Source organism: Lawsonella clevelandensis, assembly GCF_003241315.1.
Lineage (GTDB): Bacteria > Actinomycetota > Actinomycetes > Mycobacteriales > Mycobacteriaceae > Lawsonella > Lawsonella clevelandensis_A.
The window spans coordinates 347,747-364,775 of record NZ_QFOZ01000001.1 but is presented as its reverse complement, the minus strand read 5'-3'; the positions used below and the strand labels follow the sequence as shown (position 1 = coordinate 364,775).

The window sequence follows — 17,029 nt, the reverse complement described above, 5'->3', positions numbered from 1 at the left end:
CTTAGTTTGTTTTATCCGTTCATGGAGAGTGCAGTCACTCCTCTTTTCCGCTTTTGTTATGGGGAATCGTTAGATGATTACGTCTCAGCTCGAAATAAAGACTCTTCTTCCTTTACACTGATAGTCATGCTTTCTCAGCCCACTCCCTCTTGTACTATTCGGTCTGCTAGAGAAGATGATATCTCTGCGGTTAATGAACTTGCGTACATAACATTTCCCATGGCATGTCCCGACAGTGTTGGTCCTGAAGATATTATCGAGCACTGTGCGTCTCAGTTCAGTACAGAGCGTTTACTGAACCATCTCTGTAATATAGCTCACTATTTAGTAGTGGCGGAGGATCAAAATTCGCACCAACTACTAGGCTATATGCTGCTTGTAGCCGGTGCAGAAATGGATCCCACGGCCTATGAGAATCTGCAAGAAAAACCGTCACTAGGCGTGGATAAGCTATATGTAAGAAAAGAATTTCACGGGTGTGGTATTGCTACGGCTCTCATGGAACATGCTGTTGAACAGGCCTTTGCATGCGGATATTCAAGTCTGTGGTTAGCAACTAATTCGTATAACAAGCGTGCTTTGCGTTTTTATGAAAAGCAGGGTTTTACACCTGTTGGAACGAGAATCTACTACGTAGGCAAAACTCGTAATGATGATGTCGTTTTAGAGAAACCTCTTATTAGTTCTCTATCTAAGTAAGCTCATAGACTAGGTTCAGTAACGGTACCGCCTAACCGTCAATCACCTGATATCCACGAGGAAAAGAATGGCATCACCTGCGCCTTTATCAACAGCTAGTACATGGGATAAACACTCCCTCAACAAAGTACTCACTGTTGTATTTTGGCCGCTTACGGTATTCGTCATACTGTATAAAGTCTTTATTCAAGCAGTTAATGGCTATATCACTAATGACTTCGCTCCTGTTTATGACGCAGTAAAGCAATTTCTCGCAGGTCAGCCCGTTTATACAGATAATTACAATTTTACTAATCCACATTATCTCTACTCCCCCTCGGGTACTCTCCTCCTGGCTCCATTCGGATTTATTACTAATGAGACGATCAGCCGCTGGGTGTTCATAGGGTTTAATGCGCTCTGTATAGTGCTTGCCTCCATTATTTTGGTGAAAATGTTTGAGTTCAGTCTGAAAGGCTGTGCTCTTCCTATCCTTCTTTTCGCTAGTTTTATCTCCGAAGGCGTTACCAACACACTGGTATTCAGCAATATAAATGGAGCTGTCTACTTATGCGAAGTCGGTTTTCTCTACCTGCTTTTACACAATAAAAATTGGTGGGCGGGAGTCCCACTAGGTATATCGCTGGCAATAAAGCCTATGCTGGCTCCGCTTCTTCTTCTCCCCATTTTGTTGAAACGATGGCGGCCTTTTATTACCGCGTTCGCAATTCCTGCTGTCCTCAACATTATTGGATACTATATCGCTGCTGATCCTGCAGAATATTGGACTCGCACCGTTAAATATCTAGGTGAAGTACGTGACTACTACAATAATTCCATTGCTGGCTGGTTAGCCTATTGGGGCGCACCACCGGCCTTTACATGGACTATTCGAATTATTGTCATCATGCTTGGCCTAGCCACAATCGTATTACTGCAGCCTTATCGAACTATTGATTGTCGATTGTGGCTTACAACAGTTACAGGAACTGTGCTCCTCATCGCTTTTTTAGGTGGATCGCTCGGCCAACGGTACTACTCCATCATGCTTATCCCCATGGTGATGACAATTGTAAGCAAGGCCAGTTTTCTTAAAAATTGGCCAGCCTGGCTTGCTATATATCTTATTCTGGGAGAACACCGCTGGTATTCCACACGCTGGATTACCTACGGACGCTGGTTCGAATATAGCCGTGCCACTATCGGATGGCTGCTCCTACTTATCATCATCTTCATCGTGTCTTTGTGGCGGTATCGTGTAGCCCGAAAAATACAAGACCCTACTTATCCAACAGGTAAAACTGCATTCTTATAGGGAAACTCGCTCAAAGTTGTCAAAGCTCGGCGCGTCAACTGGGAATCTTCTCTCAGTGTTTTAGCGTAATAATCGTGACCAGCGAAGAAAATAGCCTCGACACTACAGCCTTTGATAGTGCAGTCGATTCTCTTAAAACCGCTCAATTCCGTCCTGAAATTGAAGTTGGACCTATTCGTCCTCCGCAACGACTTGCTCCCCTTAGCTATGCCGTTGGTTTGGAAGTATCCCACCCGGACGAACTTATTATCCCTGAACAAAGCGAAGGTGATGCGTACGGACGCTTCATCATTCTCTGTGACCCTAGTGGTCAAGATGCCTGGAATGGGACAACTCGCATTGTGACCTATATTCAGGCAGATATGGATGCTGCGGTAGCGGAAGACCCCATGCTCACTGAAGTTGCCTGGACATGGTTAGTAGATGGTTTACACGAACGCGATGTTAAATTCTCCATGCTGGGTGGCACCGTCACTGCAACGCATTCAGTTCGTTACGGAGATATATCTGGGCCACCACGTGCCTACCAGCTAGAGTTAAGAGCTTCGTGGACGGCAGAAGATAATGCTATGACATCCCATCTTGAGGCTGTTGCCGAAACTCTCGCATTTGTCGCAGGATTACCTCCTGTCGGAGTAACAAACCTTTCGAAACATCATTAAGGACATCATGCCTAATGGTTCATCGACGCCACCAGAACCACTAACACCTGACTCTGCGCCCATTCCAGTAAATGCTCCACGAGAAGGACTTCCCCCTCTTTTAAACACTACCCACGATATAGCAAAGGCAGCTGAGTCGTTATCTGCTGGCGTAGGGATCCTGGCACTTGATACTGAGCGTGCAAGCGGATTCACTTATTCTCAACGGGCTCAGCTTATTCAACTTCGCCGGAGGGGTGCAGGAACCTATCTCATTGATCCCACAGCTTTCTCCCATCCGCAAGAAGACCTCGCTCCACTCGCATCGGCCATCAATCCACTCACGTGGCTCCTTCATGCCGCAGATCAAGATCTTCCATGCCTACGGGAGTTAGGGCTCACTCCTCAATATCTGACAGACACACTACTTGCCGGACGCCTTCTGGGATATAAACGATGCAATTTGGGACACCTTACCGAAGAAATTCTTGGTCTACATCTTGCTAAAAACCATAGTGCTGAAAACTGGTCTCGCCGACCACTCCCCGACTCTTGGCTTAACTATGCAGCTCTTGACGTTGAATATCTCGTAGAACTATGGGATGAACTATACAAAGAAGCATTAGACCGCGGACGGTCCGAATGGATTGACCAAGAATGCGAATTTGAACGGTGTAAACCCAGTCCTGCACCGAAAAAAGATCCTTGGCGCAGTATCTCACACATCCATACTCTAAAAACCCGGCGAGACATGGAAATAGCTCGTCAGCTGTGGATATCACGCGATGCATTAGCGGCAGAAAAAGATATTGCCCCTGGACGACTTCTTCCTGACCGTCTCATCATTACTCTAGCGAAAGCTAAGCCAACGACAGCAGCGGACCTACAGACTCTTAAAGGAACAGGACGACTCCGCTACCGTAATCGTTGGCTGCACACCGTTAAAAATGGTTTACATACTCCCGCGAATAGACTGCCACCTCTACTGCTTCACAGTGATCAGCCCATACCTCATCAATCTCAATGGAAACGACTAAATCCAGATGCGGCACACAAATTATCACAGTGCCGCACGGTTACTGAGCGTATTGCAGAAGAACTAGGAATTGAGCCACAAGATCTTATTGCGGGTGAGGCACTGCGGACACTCAGCTGGACGCTGACAGAGGAGAACTCGCCGGAATCTATTACTGCCAGTCTTGTTGCCTCGCAGGCACGTCCCTGGCAAATTGCTCATGTAGCAGGAGCATTAGCGGAAAAGCTCGCTGTTCCAGTTGAGTAACAGATATCTCTTGTGGCGTTTACCCGCTAATTTTCTGGAACCATTCTTTTATACGGTGAGCTGCACTACTGCTGTCCAAACCGTAATTTTTCAGAAGATCCTTGCGGGTACCGACCGGTAAAAATTCTTGTGGAAGTGCTAACTGTCGTAACGGTACATCACATTCACGTCGATGTAAGGCAGTACTCATAACAGAACCAATACCTCCGTTGACGGCATTATCCTCATAAACAACCACTAGACGATACTTACCTGATTCCTGGAGAAGATATTCCGGAAGAGGAAGTACCCAACGAGGATCCACAACGGTGACGCCAATATTCTCTTGTACCAATTTCTGCGCAGCAGTTACTGCACGGCGTGCAAAAGTCCCGACACCCACAATAAGGACATCTTTTCCCTCTTCAAAAAGGATATCAACACCATCTTCAGTACGGCGTATAACAGTGAGATCGTCAGTAACTGGTCCTTTAGGGTAACGAACTACTGTTGGACCATCGTCAATGGCGACGGCCTCATTGATCTCTTCACGCAGTGTGCGCGGATCACGAGGTGCAGCAACACGCATTGTGGGAATAACACTCATTAAAGAAAGATCCCACATACCATCATGACTTGCACCATCTGGTCCTGTTACCCCAGCTCGATCAAGCACGACTGTAACCGGTTGATGGATGAGAGCAACATCCATCAAGAGCTGATCAAAAGCACGGTTAAGGAAGGTAGCATACAAAGCTACTACGGGGTGTTTACCGCCCAATGCCAACCCTGCAGCAGAAGCAATAGCATGCTGTTCCGCAATACCTACATCAAAAAATCGATCAGGATATTTATCACGGAATGGAACAAGACCTACTGGACCTGCCATGGCTGCGGTAATGGCCACAATATCTGGTCTTTCTGCACCAAGTCGGAGCATTTCTTCTGAAAAGACTTCTGTCCATCCTGGCCTATGCAGAACGAGGGAGATACCTGTCTCTGGATCTATAGCCTCCGTGGTATGCATATGATCGCGTTTATCATGTTCTGCGAACGGGTACCCTTCCCCTTTTCGAGTAACCGCATGCACTATTACCGGGCCATCAAAATCTCGTGCTCGTTTCAAAGCAGTTTCTATAGCACGTTGATTATGCCCATCAACTGGACCAATATATTTCAACCCTAGATCACTATAAAGAGGTTCGGGGACAACTGTATCTTTAATACCCGTTTTAAAACCGTGCAGAAGCGAATAGACAAATTGTCCGAATTTACCCCTCTCCTTCAGTTTTTTCTTCGTTTGATACATCGCCCACTCATAGGCGTTTTCAGTACGTAGCCGCGTTAAACGCTCTGCTAATCCCCCGATAGTAGGAGCGTAGGAGCGACCATTGTCATTAACAACAATGGTTAACGACGCATGCTTATGTTCAGCAATATTATTGAGGGCCTCCCACGTCATACCTCCGGTGAGAGCCCCATCGCCAACAACAACAACGATGTTACGGCGAATGCCATCAATAGCGAACGATTTTACAAGACCATCTGCATAGGACAGCGAAGCTGAAGCGTGAGAAGATTCAACCCAGTCATGACAACTTTCTGAGCGACTGGGATAACCAGATAGTCCACCTGCCTGTCGTAAGGTATTGAAGCGTTCTCTCCGACCAGTGATGATCTTATGCACGTAACTTTGATGGCCAGTATCAAAAATAATAGCGTCCTGCGGAGATGTGAAAACACGATGTATTGCGAGAGTCAGCTCCACAACGCCTAGATTAGGACCAAGGTGACCACCAGTTTGGGAGACACTATGAATAAGAAATTGGCGGATCTCTTCAGCTAATTCTTGCATTTCGGGATACGTCAACCCCGCCAAATCTGCAGGTTCATTAATATGCTCCAGAAGCGACACGGATGGCACCTCCTTAACAATAAACTCGTCCGCTGAGGACTAATACAGTTTAGAGTAGACGCCTCAACAGAGCGAAACACTCCATGTGAGGGGTATTAGGAAAACTATCAAAAATGCGCACTTCAGAGATACCGTAACCATTCTCTTTCCACAAATGGAGATCGCGTGCAAAAGCTGCAGCATCACACCCAAAATGCATGACAGTTCGAGGTTGATGGGCTGCAACTCCACACACGACATCTTTCCCCGCCCCTGCGCGTGGAGGATCCAACACTACTGTAGCGGGTGCAGTATCGTCAGCAGAAACACCTTTGTGCAGCCACTGTGAAACAGAACTTTCCACCATAGAAATTTTTTGGCCAGTGTGGCGAAAACTAGCTTTTCCCGCAGCTATTGCTGGGCCTGCAGTATCAACGGAAACAACAGCGCAGGAGTGGGATGCTGCACGCGATAATGCATGGGCAAAAATACCGCATCCGCCATATAAATCCCAGGCTGACTCACCATCATGTAAATCCGCACAATCACACACAAGCTGGGCATATACAGCTGGTGCAGCATAATGCGCCTGCCAGAATGAATCAGCTGGTATATGCCATTCCTGTCCCAGAACTCTCTCCGTCGCCATTCCAGATCCTTCTAAAACTTCACGACGAACAATATGGGAAGTATGAGCACGACGGGCAGTAGCTTGTGCACGGCGAGATCCACGATAGTGCCGTTGTTCGCGCGTTAGAGAAACGATATGGCGTTCCCCTAATGAGTCAGCCGCCAAGACTAGCTCAGATGACGTACCTGCCAAAGAAGCTACTTCATCCGCGATCCCCCATTCTCGAGGAGAACCGGATAATAGTGGTACTACCTGCGAACACGTAGCCGCAATAACAGTGTGAGAACGCGCTGCTAAAGGTCCCACTTCTCCACGACTATTAATACTCAACCGCTGACGTACTCGCCACTGTGTTCCATCCGTATTGGGTTCTCCAGACAATGTTTCTCCAGAAAGCGGAGTAACAGACCCCTTCCAGGGAATATGAGAACAACCACCAATACGGTGAAGAAGATCATCAACAATCTGTGCCTTCATCGTTCGCTGCAGAGTTAATGAGGCATTATCCCATGTACAGCATCCGGCTCCAGCCGCTGCTGCTTCACACACGTGGTCTCGTCGTTCAGGATTCGCTGAATGAATATCGACGACATATCCGCGTACAAAAGATTTTTTCTCCTCCGTAACACAGACAGTAACGTCTTCATTGGGTAATGCACCGTCAACAAAAATAACGCGACCATGATGTCGCGCCACCATAGCTCCCCCATGCGCAGGACCACCACACTTAACGCGTATACAGTTATCGAGAGTCTCTGCCTCTGGGTCTGGCAAGCACTTCGTAGAGTCGTTATGCACTTTCTACACCACCCTCACTCTCACGAATCTGTTTTTGAACAAGATTCAGACTGTTCCCGTGTTGTCTTCTTGACAGCCCAAACAGTGATAACGACGGCAACAATAGTAAGCGGCCATCCCATGACGATACGAGTAACCCCCAAAGCAGTTGCTGCATCTTTAAGATAAAGCCACTGTTGTATAGCAAAGCGAGCGGCGAATACTAAGGCCCACGCAAAAGTAGCAAGATCATACCAATAGCGACTGGTCTTGTTCTTTTGCCACGATTGGTCATGCCCATTCAATAGATTCAGTACAACACCAATTAAAGGCCACCGAACCACAATGGAAATGATAGATATCACTGCATAGGCAGCCGATACCCAAATTCCCCAGACAAAATATCCCTTAGCATTGCCCATCCGATAAGCAATAAAGGCACACAATGCCACCGCTATTAGGCCAGATACGGCAGGGGTAAGTTTTTCTCGACGAATAAGACGGAGAAGAAAAATGACGACGGCGATAGCGAAAGCACTCCATAGCGCGGGCATAAGTCCCTTCCACGCGTTAACGGGCACAAAAACCACAACTGGAAGCGTGGAGTACACCACCCCACGCCATCCGCCCATACGCTCCAAGAGAGTCTCTTCAAGAGCGTCGTTATCCTCTTGAAGAGTGCAGTCTTTATCTTGTTCTTGCTGTGGATCTTCGCACGGAATTGAGGAGGAAGAACTCATATTTAGGACTCGGATTGGTCAAATTGTTGAAGCGCTTCGCCATTATCTGCAGCATCACGCTTCCGCGCCTGTTCGGCAGCCAATTTCGTGTCCTCTTGCTGACGGAGTTGTTCGGCCTGTATCTGTTCGAGAATCTCCATGGGAAGCACCAACGGAATGGGGGTACGCGCAGGCATGGGATTTGTACCACGACGTACTACAGTATGGCTCAACATTGTGCGTGCTATTTCAGCAGATTGTTCAGCTTCTGCTGGACTACTGACGATAACAGCTCGGAGCATCCACCGAGGGCCATCCACACCGATAAAACGAATAACGGACTCTGCGGCGGATCCTATGACCTCACGGCCCCAAGGACCATCTTGGATAGAAACCTTTGCACCTTGGTTACGTAAACCATCTGCTAGCTCGGAGGCGACAAATCTCCATTGGCCCCCCGTTTTAGGAGCCGCATACGCATCTATCGTAATATTGCTTTGCCCTGACAGAACGTGTACAACAAGGTTCTGTTCTTCAGATGACTCAATCTGAAGTTGTGTATTGACAGGAGGAACGAAAGCATAGGCCCCAAAATCAAGAATGCCAAGTCCTTCACCATCGGGGTCGAGAAGCCCCGTTATAGTGCCATCTGACTCATCAAACGGACCTTCCTGAGGAGGAACCTGACTGCCAGTATTACTGGAGCTAGCTGTTGAAGTGACGACACTGTCTACCGAGTTCTCAGAGGTATCTCTCGTGCCTTCAGCACTCGCGTTTTTAACACTTGTCTCTTCTGCTACAGCGCTCTTTTTCTGTGCTGCTTTCTTTTTTTTCTTTCCGAATCCAAACATTAACTAGCCTTCTACAAGCGTTGAATGACCACCGGTAGAGCCATAGCCATTCTCTCCTCGCTCGGATACACCAAGCTTTTCTACTTCATTAAATGTAAACATTTCAACACGTTGAACCAGCAACTGTGCAATGCGATCTCCACGTTTAATTTCAATAGACTGCTGTGGATCAAGATTGATAAGGCACACTTTGATCTCTCCACGGTAACCAGCATCCACAGTACCAGGCGCATTAACGATAGAAAGACCACTACGAGCAGCAAGTCCTGAACGTGGATTGATAAAACCTACCGTCCCAAAAGGAAGTTCAATAGCAATACCAGTACGGACAAGTTGTCGCTGTCCGGGTTCTAGTGTGAGAGATTCCGCAGAGTAAAGATCCACCCCTGCATCATCATGATGAGCACGCATGGGAAGAGGAAGCTCCGAATCAAGGCGAACGATATTAACAACACAAGAGGTAGGTGTGAGTCCAGACATGATCTTGAGTGTACCGCTGCATTAATTGCTATGGAGACCTAAAGGCCACGCAAAGATTTTCCTTTGCATGGCCTTTAAGGAACTGCACAATAGATTATCCAGCACAATCCTGGCACACCATGGTGCCATCCTCATCGATATACGCAAGGCGGCTAATGTGCTGTACGAGAAAACATACACCACACGTGAATTCGTCTTTTTGTTTAGGAACAACGCGGACAGTAAGTTCCTCATCAGACAAGTCGGCGCCAGGCAGCTCATACGACTCGGCAGTATCTACTTCATCAATTTCTGCAGAACCAGCTTGGTTCTCCCCGCGGCCTGCTTGTAATTCTTCAAGAGAATTACTTTCAAGACCGTCAGCGTCGTTATTACGCGGTGCGTCGTAGTCAGTCGCCATAATTCATTCCTTAATCGTCGCAGTAAGAGACGAGATGGTGCCTATACCCACATAATGTAGGCCTAGCTCGACAACGGCATATTACAGAAAGAAAGGCCCTAATGCTAGCTAATGCGAACATTTTTCATAGCTTTCTCTGCTAGAGATTCTCGCATTTTTGTCAAGTCTCAAAATTACGCGCGTATAGCCTCTCTCCACACTCTCGATTTTCCTCTATGAGATCGTCATAGCCGCATTGTTATACCGTTTATCACGTGATCCAGATAAAGCACTTGTACATTACAAATAATTAGGATAGGCTTACCTTTTAATAGAGCAATTATGGAAATTTTTTAAAAAAATTTTTATATGGAAATAATATTCCACAATACGGAAATTAGCTGATAAAAGGCTATATGGAGTTCATCTACCAGAACTTTCCCATACAGCAAATCTAAGAAATATTGTCTCTATATATAAAAATTTAAAAACAATGCTATTCGTTCCAATATATGTAGCGTAATTACGCTATAAACGCCGCTACTACACAGGTAACCTCTCCATTTCAGCCGTATAGTTCTAAATATGGTTGAGGTACGAATTCATGGACGAGGCGGACAAGGTGTAGTTACTGCATCTGACCTTCTCGCCTTTGCTGCATTTGAAGATGGACACTGTGCGCAAGCTTTCCCCAGCTTCGGCTCTGAACGCACCGGCGCCCCAGTAGTGTCATATTGTCGTATCCGGGATACAGAAATCCGCACTCGCGAACCTGTACTTGAACCGGATCTCATCATTGTCCAGGATCCCACCCTGCTGGCAATTATGGATGTCTTTTCAGGTTTAAAACCTGACGGTTATGCCCTTATCAACTCAACAAAAACATTTGATGAGTTAGATCTCAACGACCTTGTCAACAGTCATATCCCTGGACATATCCGTCTTATTCCCGCTACCGATCTCGCATTCCAATACGTGGGGCGCAATGTCCCAAATGCGGTTCTTCTCGGTGCCGTTACTGCTTTCACCGACATTGTCTCTATGGAAGCTGTTACGAAGGCTATTCATTCAAAGTTCCCTAAGCCAATTGCAGAAAAGAACATTGCTGCAGCTCAGGCTGCCGCGGAACTGCTCTCTCACGAAGAGGTACATGCCAGTGCTTAAGCAAATTGAAGGCTCACAGGCCATGGCACAAGCTGTTGCCGCTTGTAAACCACAGGTCGTTGCCGCATACCCTATTAGCCCCCAAACTCACATCGTCGAAGCCCTTTCTAAATTAGTTAAGGATGGAGAACTCCAGGACTGCGAGTACCTCAATGTGGAGTCCGAGTATGCTGCTATGTCAGCTTCCATTGGTGCTTCCGCAGTAGGTGCTCGTGCTTATACTGCAACAGCATCACAGGGCTTGCTCTTCATGGTGGAAGCCGTATACAACGCTTCTGGTCTCGGCCTTCCCATTGTTATGACAGTGGCCAACCGCGCTATTGGTGCCCCTATTAACATTTGGAATGATCACACTGACGCTATGAGCCAGCGTGACTCCGGGTGGCTACAGCTTTACGCAGAAACAAACCAAGAAGCTGCCGACCTCCACGTCCAGGCATTCCGTATTGCGGAGGAACTTTCACTACCTGTCATGGTATGTATGGATGGCTTCATCTTGACTCACGCAGTCGAGCAAGTAGATGTCCCGGAAGAAGAACAAGTCGCTAAGTTCCTCCCCCCGTATGAACCACGCCAGGTACTCGATCCTGAACACCCCATGTCCATTGGCGCCATGGTCGGTCCTGAAGCATTCACCGAAGTTCGTTACCTCGCACACCACAAACAAAAGCAAGCTCGTGAACTTATCCCACAGGTTCAAAAAGAGTTTGAGAAAATCTTTGGCCGTCAATCTGGTGGACTTATTCACACCTATCACTGTGATGACGCCGACACCATCATCGTGGCTCTTGGCTCCGTTGTGGGAACGCTCAAAGACGTTGTTGATGAACGTCGTGCACAAGGCGAAAAAATCGGTGTTCTTTCCATCTGCTCCTTCCGACCTTTCCCCTTCGAAGCCGTTGGAAATGCCCTAAAGAATGCCAAAACCATCATTAGCTTTGAAAAAGCTTTCCAAGTTGGAATTGGTGGTATCGTCTCCTCCCACATTTTCCATTCTCTCCGCGATATCGACCCCGATCTCCATCCCGATCTGTACGAAGTAATTGCAGGTCTTGGCGGACGTAATATCACCAAACATTCCATTCACGACATGCTTGATTCTGCCCAGAAGAATGAGCTTGAACCGCTTACTTTCCTCGATCTCGACCGCACTCTTGTGGAGGCCGAGCTTGAGCGCCAAGAAACAGTTCGCCGTTCTGGTCCGATGGCAGAAAACATGCTTCGAGACGTGAATACTCGTGCTAATCAAGCGGCAAATGCCCGCAACAACTAGGAGGTAAATACAATGAGTGAAGTAAGTCTTCCCCTCCCCAGCATGCCGTCAACTCGCGAGACCTCCATTCCAGCTCGTGAAAAAGTTAAGTTCTACCAGGTTGGTTCCTACGCAGTTGGTAACCGTCTTGCTGAAGAACAACTTCGTTCTGTGCAGTCTGATCCCGACCGTTACAACTCTCTAACATCTGGTCACAGAGCATGCCAAGGCTGCGGTGAGGCCCTCGGTGCCCGCTATGCGCTGGATACAGCCATGTCTGTCACAGATGGCCAGCTAATTGCCGTCAATGCCACAGGCTGTCTGGAAGTATTCTCTACTCCGTACCCAGAGACATCTTGGACATTGCCATGGCTCCACTCGCTATTTGGCAATGCCCCGGCAGTTGCAGCAGGTGCTGCTGCTGGTCTGCGCGCCCAGCACAAGGACGATATCCGCGTTATTGCACAAGGTGGTGACGGCGGCACTGTCGATATTGGTATGGGTTGCCTGTCAGGCATGTTTGAGCGTAACGACGATGTCCTCTACCTCTGCTACGACAACCAGGCCTATATGAACACTGGTGTGCAGCGCTCCGGCTCTACACCCCCTACCGCACGTACTGCTACTACTCAGCCAGTTGGTTCACACCCCGGTAATGAGTTTGGTAAGGGTAAAGATATGGCGCGCATTGCCATGGCTCATGAAATTCCCTACGTAGCTACAGCAACTGTAGCTGACCTGCGTGACCTTGAATATAAAGTCACAAAGGCTATGCAGTATCACGGAGCTCGCTATATCCATATCTTGGTGCCGTGCCCGCTCGGTTGGGGATCAATCTCCCGCGATACTGTTAAACTTGCCCGTCTTGCTACACAGACTGGCCTGTTCCCGGTCTATGAGGCAGAAGCTGGCGAAATAACGTCAGTCATGAAAATTCGTCGCCCAGTGCCGGTCGAAGAATACTTACGACCGCAACGTCGATTTGCGCATATCTTCAAAAATAAAGACACGGAGACACTGACTCGTCTGCAGGCTATGGCTGACCGCAATATTCGCCGCTATGGGCTGATCGATGAGGAAGGTCTTGACGATGACGTCCTTAAACGCGTGATGTCAGCAGGAGATGACCCCGAGGGTCGTTTTGCCAGGGCTGTTCGTGACGCTGCTAAAACGACTCAAGCTGATAAAGAAGCGAAAAAGCATAAGCAACACATTCTTGATGCTAAAAGCGAACATAAGGAGAAGTAGGACATGACTGTCCCGGAATCTAAAGGTGCTGCCCACACCTCTGAACCGTTTGCTATCACATTGGAAGTTGGTTCTTCTCTTGCAAACGAAACGGGCTCATGGCGTACCGAACGCCCTGTCTATGTTCATAACTTGCCTCCTTGTAACAAGGCCTGTCCTGCTGGTGAAAATATTCAAGAATGGCTTTACCATGCCGAGGAGGGAGATTACGAAGCTGCTTGGCGGGAGATTATGGTTAATAATCCCTTGCCAGCAACGATGGGACGCGTGTGCTACCACCCATGTGAAACAGCATGCAACCGCGGCCAGGTTGATGAAGCCGTAGGTATTAATGCCATCGAACGCTTCCTTGGAGATAAGGCCATCGCAGAAGGCTGGACCGTTCCCCTCCTACAGGAAGAGACTGGGAAAAAAGTTCTCATTGTCGGAGCTGGCCCCTCCGGACTTTCCGCTGCCTATCACTTGCGTCGTGCCGGACACACCGTCACCATTCGTGATGCAGGCCCAGAGGCTGGCGGTATGATGCGATTTGGCATTCCGGCTTACCGTCTCCCCCGCGGCATTCTCCGCTCGGAAATCGAACGCATCGAAAATATGGGTGTCACCATTGAGCTCAATACCAAAGTTGAGAATGTCGATAAGGAAATTGAGAATTTCGACGCAATATTTCTTGCTGTTGGTGCCCAGATTGGTAAAAACGTCAATATCCCAGCAGGTTCTGCTGCCAATATGGTCGATGCTGTATCCGTCCTCCGCGGCGTAACAGATGAAGACGCTGAAGATAAGCCATTGCTTGGCCGTCGCGTTTATGTCTATGGTGGTGGCAATACCGCTGTTGACGTCGCCCGTACAGCTCGCCGTCTCGGCGCATCTGAATCCGTCATTCTTTACCGTCGTACACGAGACCAAATGCCCGCCCATGATTCTGAGGTAAAAGAAGCCGAAGAAGAAGGCGTACTCATGCGTTGGCTCTCCACCGTCAAGCATGTTGACCAGGGCGAAATCCAGATCGAGAAAATGGAACTCGACGAAAATGGTTTCCCTCAACCAACTGGCGAGTATGAAACCTTACAGGGCGATTCTCTCATCATGGCACTGGGGCAGGATGCCGACCTGTCGCTTGTAGAAAATGATGATGAGATTGAAATTAGTAATGGCGTTGTGCAGGTGAATAACCAAATGATGACCGGCCACCGCGGTATATTTGCTGGTGGCGATATGGTTCCGTCTGAGCGCACAGTAACCGTCGCTATTGGACATGGAAAGAAAGCTGCTCGTTATATTGATGCTTTCCTCCGTGATACCGAGTACCACCCGGCTCCGAAGCACGCAGATGCTACTTTTGATCGCCTTTCCACGTGGTACTACGCGGATGCCCCCGTACAGGTTCGAGAGAAGCTAGAGGGTGCTCGTCGTGCTTCTACTTTTGATGAGGTTGTCCTTGGTTTAGATGAAGGCTCTGCACTATTTGAGGCACGTCGCTGCATGTCCTGCGGTAACTGCTTCGGATGCGATAACTGCTTTGGTGTTTGCCCCGACAACGCAATTACCAAGATCAAACCGGGCGAATACGAATTTAAGTACGACTACTGCAAGGGCTGCGGTATATGCGTTGAAGAATGCCCCTGTGGTGCTATCGATTTAGTGCCGGAGCAGTCCTAACTTTATTTGCTGAACTAAAAGATAATGGCAGGGTTCCTAGCCTCAAGGAGATGGGAACCCTGCCATTATTTTCACCAACTGGGAGTGTTAAGGCAGCGGCATGGGCTGCAGACCACCTGCTTCTTCCATCATGGCGAGAAATTCTTTCGCTACAGAAGGCGCTACTGCGTAGTTGAGAGTACCTTTATGACCAATCTCTGCAGGATCTGGAATAGCGGTGACGGCACCTGCTTCCTGTGCAATAATTCCACCTGCAGCACGATCCCATGGATGTAGACCGTGCTCGTAGTAGGCATCTAAACGACCTGCTGCAACAAAGCATAGGTCCAACGCTGCCGAACCCAATCGACGGATATCACGGACATGCGAAATCACTTTGGAGAAGAGCGCGCCCTGAAGAGCTCGCTTTGAAGCAGTGTAGGAGAATCCCGTACCCAGTAGTGTTACCCCCAAATTGGCGGGCTCATTGCAGCTGAGACGCGGAGCAGTACGCGCATTCTGAGGATCAGCAAGAGCGTCTTCTACACTGATTGCGCTTGCTCCTCCTCCGCGGTGTGCAGAGAAGATTTCATTACCCACGATATTGGCGACGGCACCAGCGACAACTTTACCGTTCATAGCGGCAGCAATTGATACTGAATATGCGGGAATATTGTAGAGGAAATTGACGGTTCCATCGATGGGATCGAGAATCCAGGTGACGGCGTTCTCGTCACCTGTCATGACTTCTCCCCCACCTTCTTCTCCCAAAATTGAATCGTGTGGACGAGTACTGGTGAGGAAATCACGCAGAGCTTTCTCATTTTCTTTATCAACGACAGTGACAGGATCGCATTCCGTTGTCTTAAGTTGCTGTCCAAGTGCAGTTGCCGTGCTGGCAGTGTTTCCAGACAGCAATTCTGCGCGTCGGCGGGCAACGAGCTGGGCGGAGTTTGCCGCCATCTTAACAGCTAAGTCGCGCAGTTCAGCGGGAGTAATTAGAGATGAAGAGGTAGTAGGATCAGCCATATCGATACGTCTTTCTGAAAATCACTTATTTACGATGCCAGCAATAAGATCAGAGAAGCTCTGATCTGTCACTTACTATGCTACGTCTGGCAACAGAGTTGGCAGAACTCGTTTTACCCTCCATAATCATATCTGGAGCGATTCAGTATCTTCTAGCGTGATCTTTGCCAGGTTATGTTGACTAAGATATTGGTAGAGCACCATGACCTCACAGGCTTCTCCAGTGCAAAGGAACACCATGACGGAAAACGGTCTCCAGTCACAACTTCGTGGATTCGGCATTGACGTTGGCGGCAGCGGTATCAAAGGCGCACTCGTCGATCTCAATACTGGGCAGTTCATCGGTGAACGCATAAGAATTGCTACTCCCAAGCCTGCTACCCCCGATGCAGTAGCCGACGTTATTGCTGAAATTACTCACCGCTTCGAATGGGACGGACCGGTGGGAATCACTCTACCTTCCGTTATTCAGCAGCAAACTGCTAAAACTGCTGCCAATATTGACAAGTCGTGGATCGGCACGAATGTACCAGACCTCTTTACGCATCATCTTCCAGGCCAGGAAATCACGGTTGTCAATGATGCTGATGCAGCGGGTATTGCCGAACTACACTTTGGTGCCGCAAAAGATGTTGAAGGATTAATAGTACTTTTAACGTTTGGTACCGGAATCGGTTCAGCAGTTCTCTACAATGGCATTCTCGTGCCAAATACTGAATTCGGTCATTTTGAACTGGACGGTATGGATGCTGAAGCTTATGCGTCCGCAGCAGTACGAAAACGTGAGGATCTTTCCTGGTCCGAGTGGGCAGCACGGGTAAGCACTATGCTTCGTGGAATGGAAAAATTCTTTTGGCCGGAACTTATTATTGCTGGTGGTGGCATTTCTCGCCGTTACGAAAAGTGGATGCCCGACCTTGATATTCGCACTCCAATAGTACCTACTGAACTGCGTAATCAAGCTGGAATTGTAGGTGCCGCCTATGCTGCTGCCAACGGTATTCGCCCCTAGATTTACTCGGTTATAACTTCTCGGACAACACCGCTGCGTCTTATCTCAGATCTAGCT

16 protein-coding genes are annotated in these 17,029 nt (G+C 48.3%); 9 read left to right on the top strand and 7 right to left on the bottom strand.

Features of this window, described 5'->3' with window-relative positions; translation table 11 throughout:
• The first annotated feature begins 126 nt into the window (after window positions 1-126).
• The 4 genes from DI579_RS01645 to DI579_RS01630 all read left to right on the top strand — a co-directional run bounded on the left by DI579_RS01645 (window position 127) and on the right by DI579_RS01630 (window position 3,916).
• Window positions 127-699: a GNAT family N-acetyltransferase gene (locus DI579_RS01645; protein WP_303678588.1), complete on the top strand. Its 573-nt coding sequence runs from the start codon at window positions 127-129 to the stop codon at window positions 697-699.
• 67 nt (window positions 700-766) lie between these two features.
• Complete coding sequence (locus DI579_RS01640) at window positions 767-1,993, top strand: glycosyltransferase family 87 protein (RefSeq protein ID WP_290595321.1); 1,227 nt, start codon at window positions 767-769, stop codon at window positions 1,991-1,993.
• Between the two features lie 74 nt (window positions 1,994-2,067).
• Complete coding sequence (locus DI579_RS01635) at window positions 2,068-2,655, top strand: DUF3000 domain-containing protein (RefSeq protein WP_290595322.1); 588 nt, start codon at window positions 2,068-2,070, stop codon at window positions 2,653-2,655.
• Between the two features lie 7 nt (window positions 2,656-2,662).
• Window positions 2,663-3,916, top strand: a complete 1,254-nt coding sequence (locus DI579_RS01630) for an HRDC domain-containing protein (protein WP_290595323.1) — start codon at window positions 2,663-2,665, stop codon at window positions 3,914-3,916.
• Between the two features lie 19 nt (window positions 3,917-3,935).
• On the opposite strand, the gene dxs is transcribed toward DI579_RS01630, so the two are convergent.
• The 6 genes from dxs to DI579_RS01600 all read right to left on the bottom strand — a co-directional run bounded on the left by dxs (window position 3,936) and on the right by DI579_RS01600 (window position 9,647).
• On the bottom strand, window positions 3,936-5,810 hold the full coding sequence (gene dxs, locus DI579_RS01625; protein WP_290595324.1) for a 1-deoxy-D-xylulose-5-phosphate synthase: 1,875 nt from the start codon (window positions 5,808-5,810) through the stop codon (window positions 3,936-3,938).
• Window positions 5,811-5,859: 49 nt separating this feature from the next.
• Window positions 5,860-7,218 (bottom strand): class I SAM-dependent RNA methyltransferase, encoded by a 1,359-nt coding sequence (locus DI579_RS01620; protein WP_290595325.1) that lies wholly within the window; start codon window positions 7,216-7,218, stop codon window positions 5,860-5,862.
• A gap of 20 nt (window positions 7,219-7,238) precedes the next feature.
• A complete protein-coding gene (locus DI579_RS01615) occupies window positions 7,239-7,937 on the bottom strand; it encodes a DUF3159 domain-containing protein (RefSeq protein WP_303678587.1) in 699 nt (232 codons plus the stop codon).
• A gap of 2 nt (window positions 7,938-7,939) precedes the next feature.
• Entirely contained in the window at window positions 7,940-8,767 is an 828-nt protein-coding gene (locus DI579_RS01610) for a DUF3710 domain-containing protein (protein WP_290595327.1), read from the bottom strand.
• 3 nt (window positions 8,768-8,770) lie between these two features.
• The gene (gene dut, locus DI579_RS01605; RefSeq protein ID WP_290595328.1) at window positions 8,771-9,247 is read right to left on the bottom strand and encodes a dUTP diphosphatase; all 477 of its coding nucleotides are present in this window, start codon (window positions 9,245-9,247) and stop codon (window positions 8,771-8,773) included.
• Window positions 9,248-9,341: 94 nt separating this feature from the next.
• The gene (locus DI579_RS01600; protein ID WP_290595329.1) at window positions 9,342-9,647 is read right to left on the bottom strand and encodes a DUF4193 domain-containing protein; all 306 of its coding nucleotides are present in this window, start codon (window positions 9,645-9,647) and stop codon (window positions 9,342-9,344) included.
• 564 nt (window positions 9,648-10,211) lie between these two features.
• On the opposite strand from DI579_RS01600, the gene DI579_RS01595 reads away from it, so the two are divergent.
• Genes DI579_RS01595 through DI579_RS01580 form a run of 4 tightly spaced genes read left to right on the top strand, consistent with a single transcriptional unit; the run spans window position 10,212 to window position 14,952 of the window.
• Window positions 10,212-10,790, top strand: coding sequence for a 2-oxoacid:acceptor oxidoreductase family protein (locus DI579_RS01595; RefSeq protein ID WP_290595330.1), 579 nt, complete (start codon window positions 10,212-10,214; stop codon window positions 10,788-10,790).
• Window positions 10,777-12,063, top strand: coding sequence for a transketolase C-terminal domain-containing protein (locus tag DI579_RS01590; protein ID WP_303678586.1), 1,287 nt, complete (start codon window positions 10,777-10,779; stop codon window positions 12,061-12,063). The genes DI579_RS01595 and DI579_RS01590 overlap by 14 nt, the downstream gene beginning before the upstream one ends.
• A 12-nt stretch (window positions 12,064-12,075) precedes the next feature.
• Entirely contained in the window at window positions 12,076-13,290 is a 1,215-nt protein-coding gene (locus tag DI579_RS01585) for a thiamine pyrophosphate-dependent enzyme (RefSeq protein ID WP_290595332.1), read from the top strand.
• Between the two features lie 3 nt (window positions 13,291-13,293).
• On the top strand, window positions 13,294-14,952 hold the full coding sequence (locus DI579_RS01580) for an NAD(P)-binding protein (RefSeq protein ID WP_290595333.1): 1,659 nt from the start codon (window positions 13,294-13,296) through the stop codon (window positions 14,950-14,952).
• 87 nt (window positions 14,953-15,039) lie between these two features.
• Here DI579_RS01580 and DI579_RS01575 read toward each other — a convergent pair whose 3' ends face one another.
• Window positions 15,040-15,960, bottom strand: a complete 921-nt coding sequence (locus DI579_RS01575; RefSeq protein WP_290595334.1) for an inositol monophosphatase family protein — start codon at window positions 15,958-15,960, stop codon at window positions 15,040-15,042.
• Between the two features lie 238 nt (window positions 15,961-16,198).
• On the opposite strand from DI579_RS01575, the gene ppgK reads away from it, so the two are divergent.
• On the top strand, window positions 16,199-16,972 hold the full coding sequence (ppgK, locus tag DI579_RS01570; RefSeq protein ID WP_303678585.1) for a polyphosphate--glucose phosphotransferase: 774 nt from the start codon (window positions 16,199-16,201) through the stop codon (window positions 16,970-16,972).
• Window positions 16,973-17,029: the final 57 nt, after the last annotated feature.

Coding starts and splice junctions, on each gene's coding strand:
- DI579_RS01645 (WP_303678588.1), top strand. CDS start 127: ATGCTTTCTCAGCCCACTCCCTCTTGTACTATTCGGTCTGCTAGAGAA.
- DI579_RS01640 (WP_290595321.1), top strand. CDS start 767: ATGGCATCACCTGCGCCTTTATCAACAGCTAGTACATGGGATAAACAC.
- DI579_RS01630 (WP_290595323.1), top strand. CDS start 2,663: ATGCCTAATGGTTCATCGACGCCACCAGAACCACTAACACCTGACTCT.
- DI579_RS01615 (WP_303678587.1), bottom strand. CDS start 7,937: ATGAGTTCTTCCTCCTCAATTCCGTGCGAAGATCCACAGCAAGAACAA.
- DI579_RS01610 (WP_290595327.1), bottom strand. CDS start 8,767: ATGTTTGGATTCGGAAAGAAAAAAAAGAAAGCAGCACAGAAAAAGAGC.
- dut (WP_290595328.1), bottom strand. CDS start 9,247: ATGTCTGGACTCACACCTACCTCTTGTGTTGTTAATATCGTTCGCCTT.
- DI579_RS01600 (WP_290595329.1), bottom strand. CDS start 9,647: ATGGCGACTGACTACGACGCACCGCGTAATAACGACGCTGACGGTCTT.
- DI579_RS01595 (WP_290595330.1), top strand. CDS start 10,212: ATGGTTGAGGTACGAATTCATGGACGAGGCGGACAAGGTGTAGTTACT.
- DI579_RS01590 (WP_303678586.1), top strand. CDS start 10,777: ATGCCAGTGCTTAAGCAAATTGAAGGCTCACAGGCCATGGCACAAGCT.
- DI579_RS01585 (WP_290595332.1), top strand. CDS start 12,076: ATGAGTGAAGTAAGTCTTCCCCTCCCCAGCATGCCGTCAACTCGCGAG.
- DI579_RS01580 (WP_290595333.1), top strand. CDS start 13,294: ATGACTGTCCCGGAATCTAAAGGTGCTGCCCACACCTCTGAACCGTTT.
- DI579_RS01575 (WP_290595334.1), bottom strand. CDS start 15,960: ATGGCTGATCCTACTACCTCTTCATCTCTAATTACTCCCGCTGAACTG.
- ppgK (WP_303678585.1), top strand. CDS start 16,199: ATGACGGAAAACGGTCTCCAGTCACAACTTCGTGGATTCGGCATTGAC.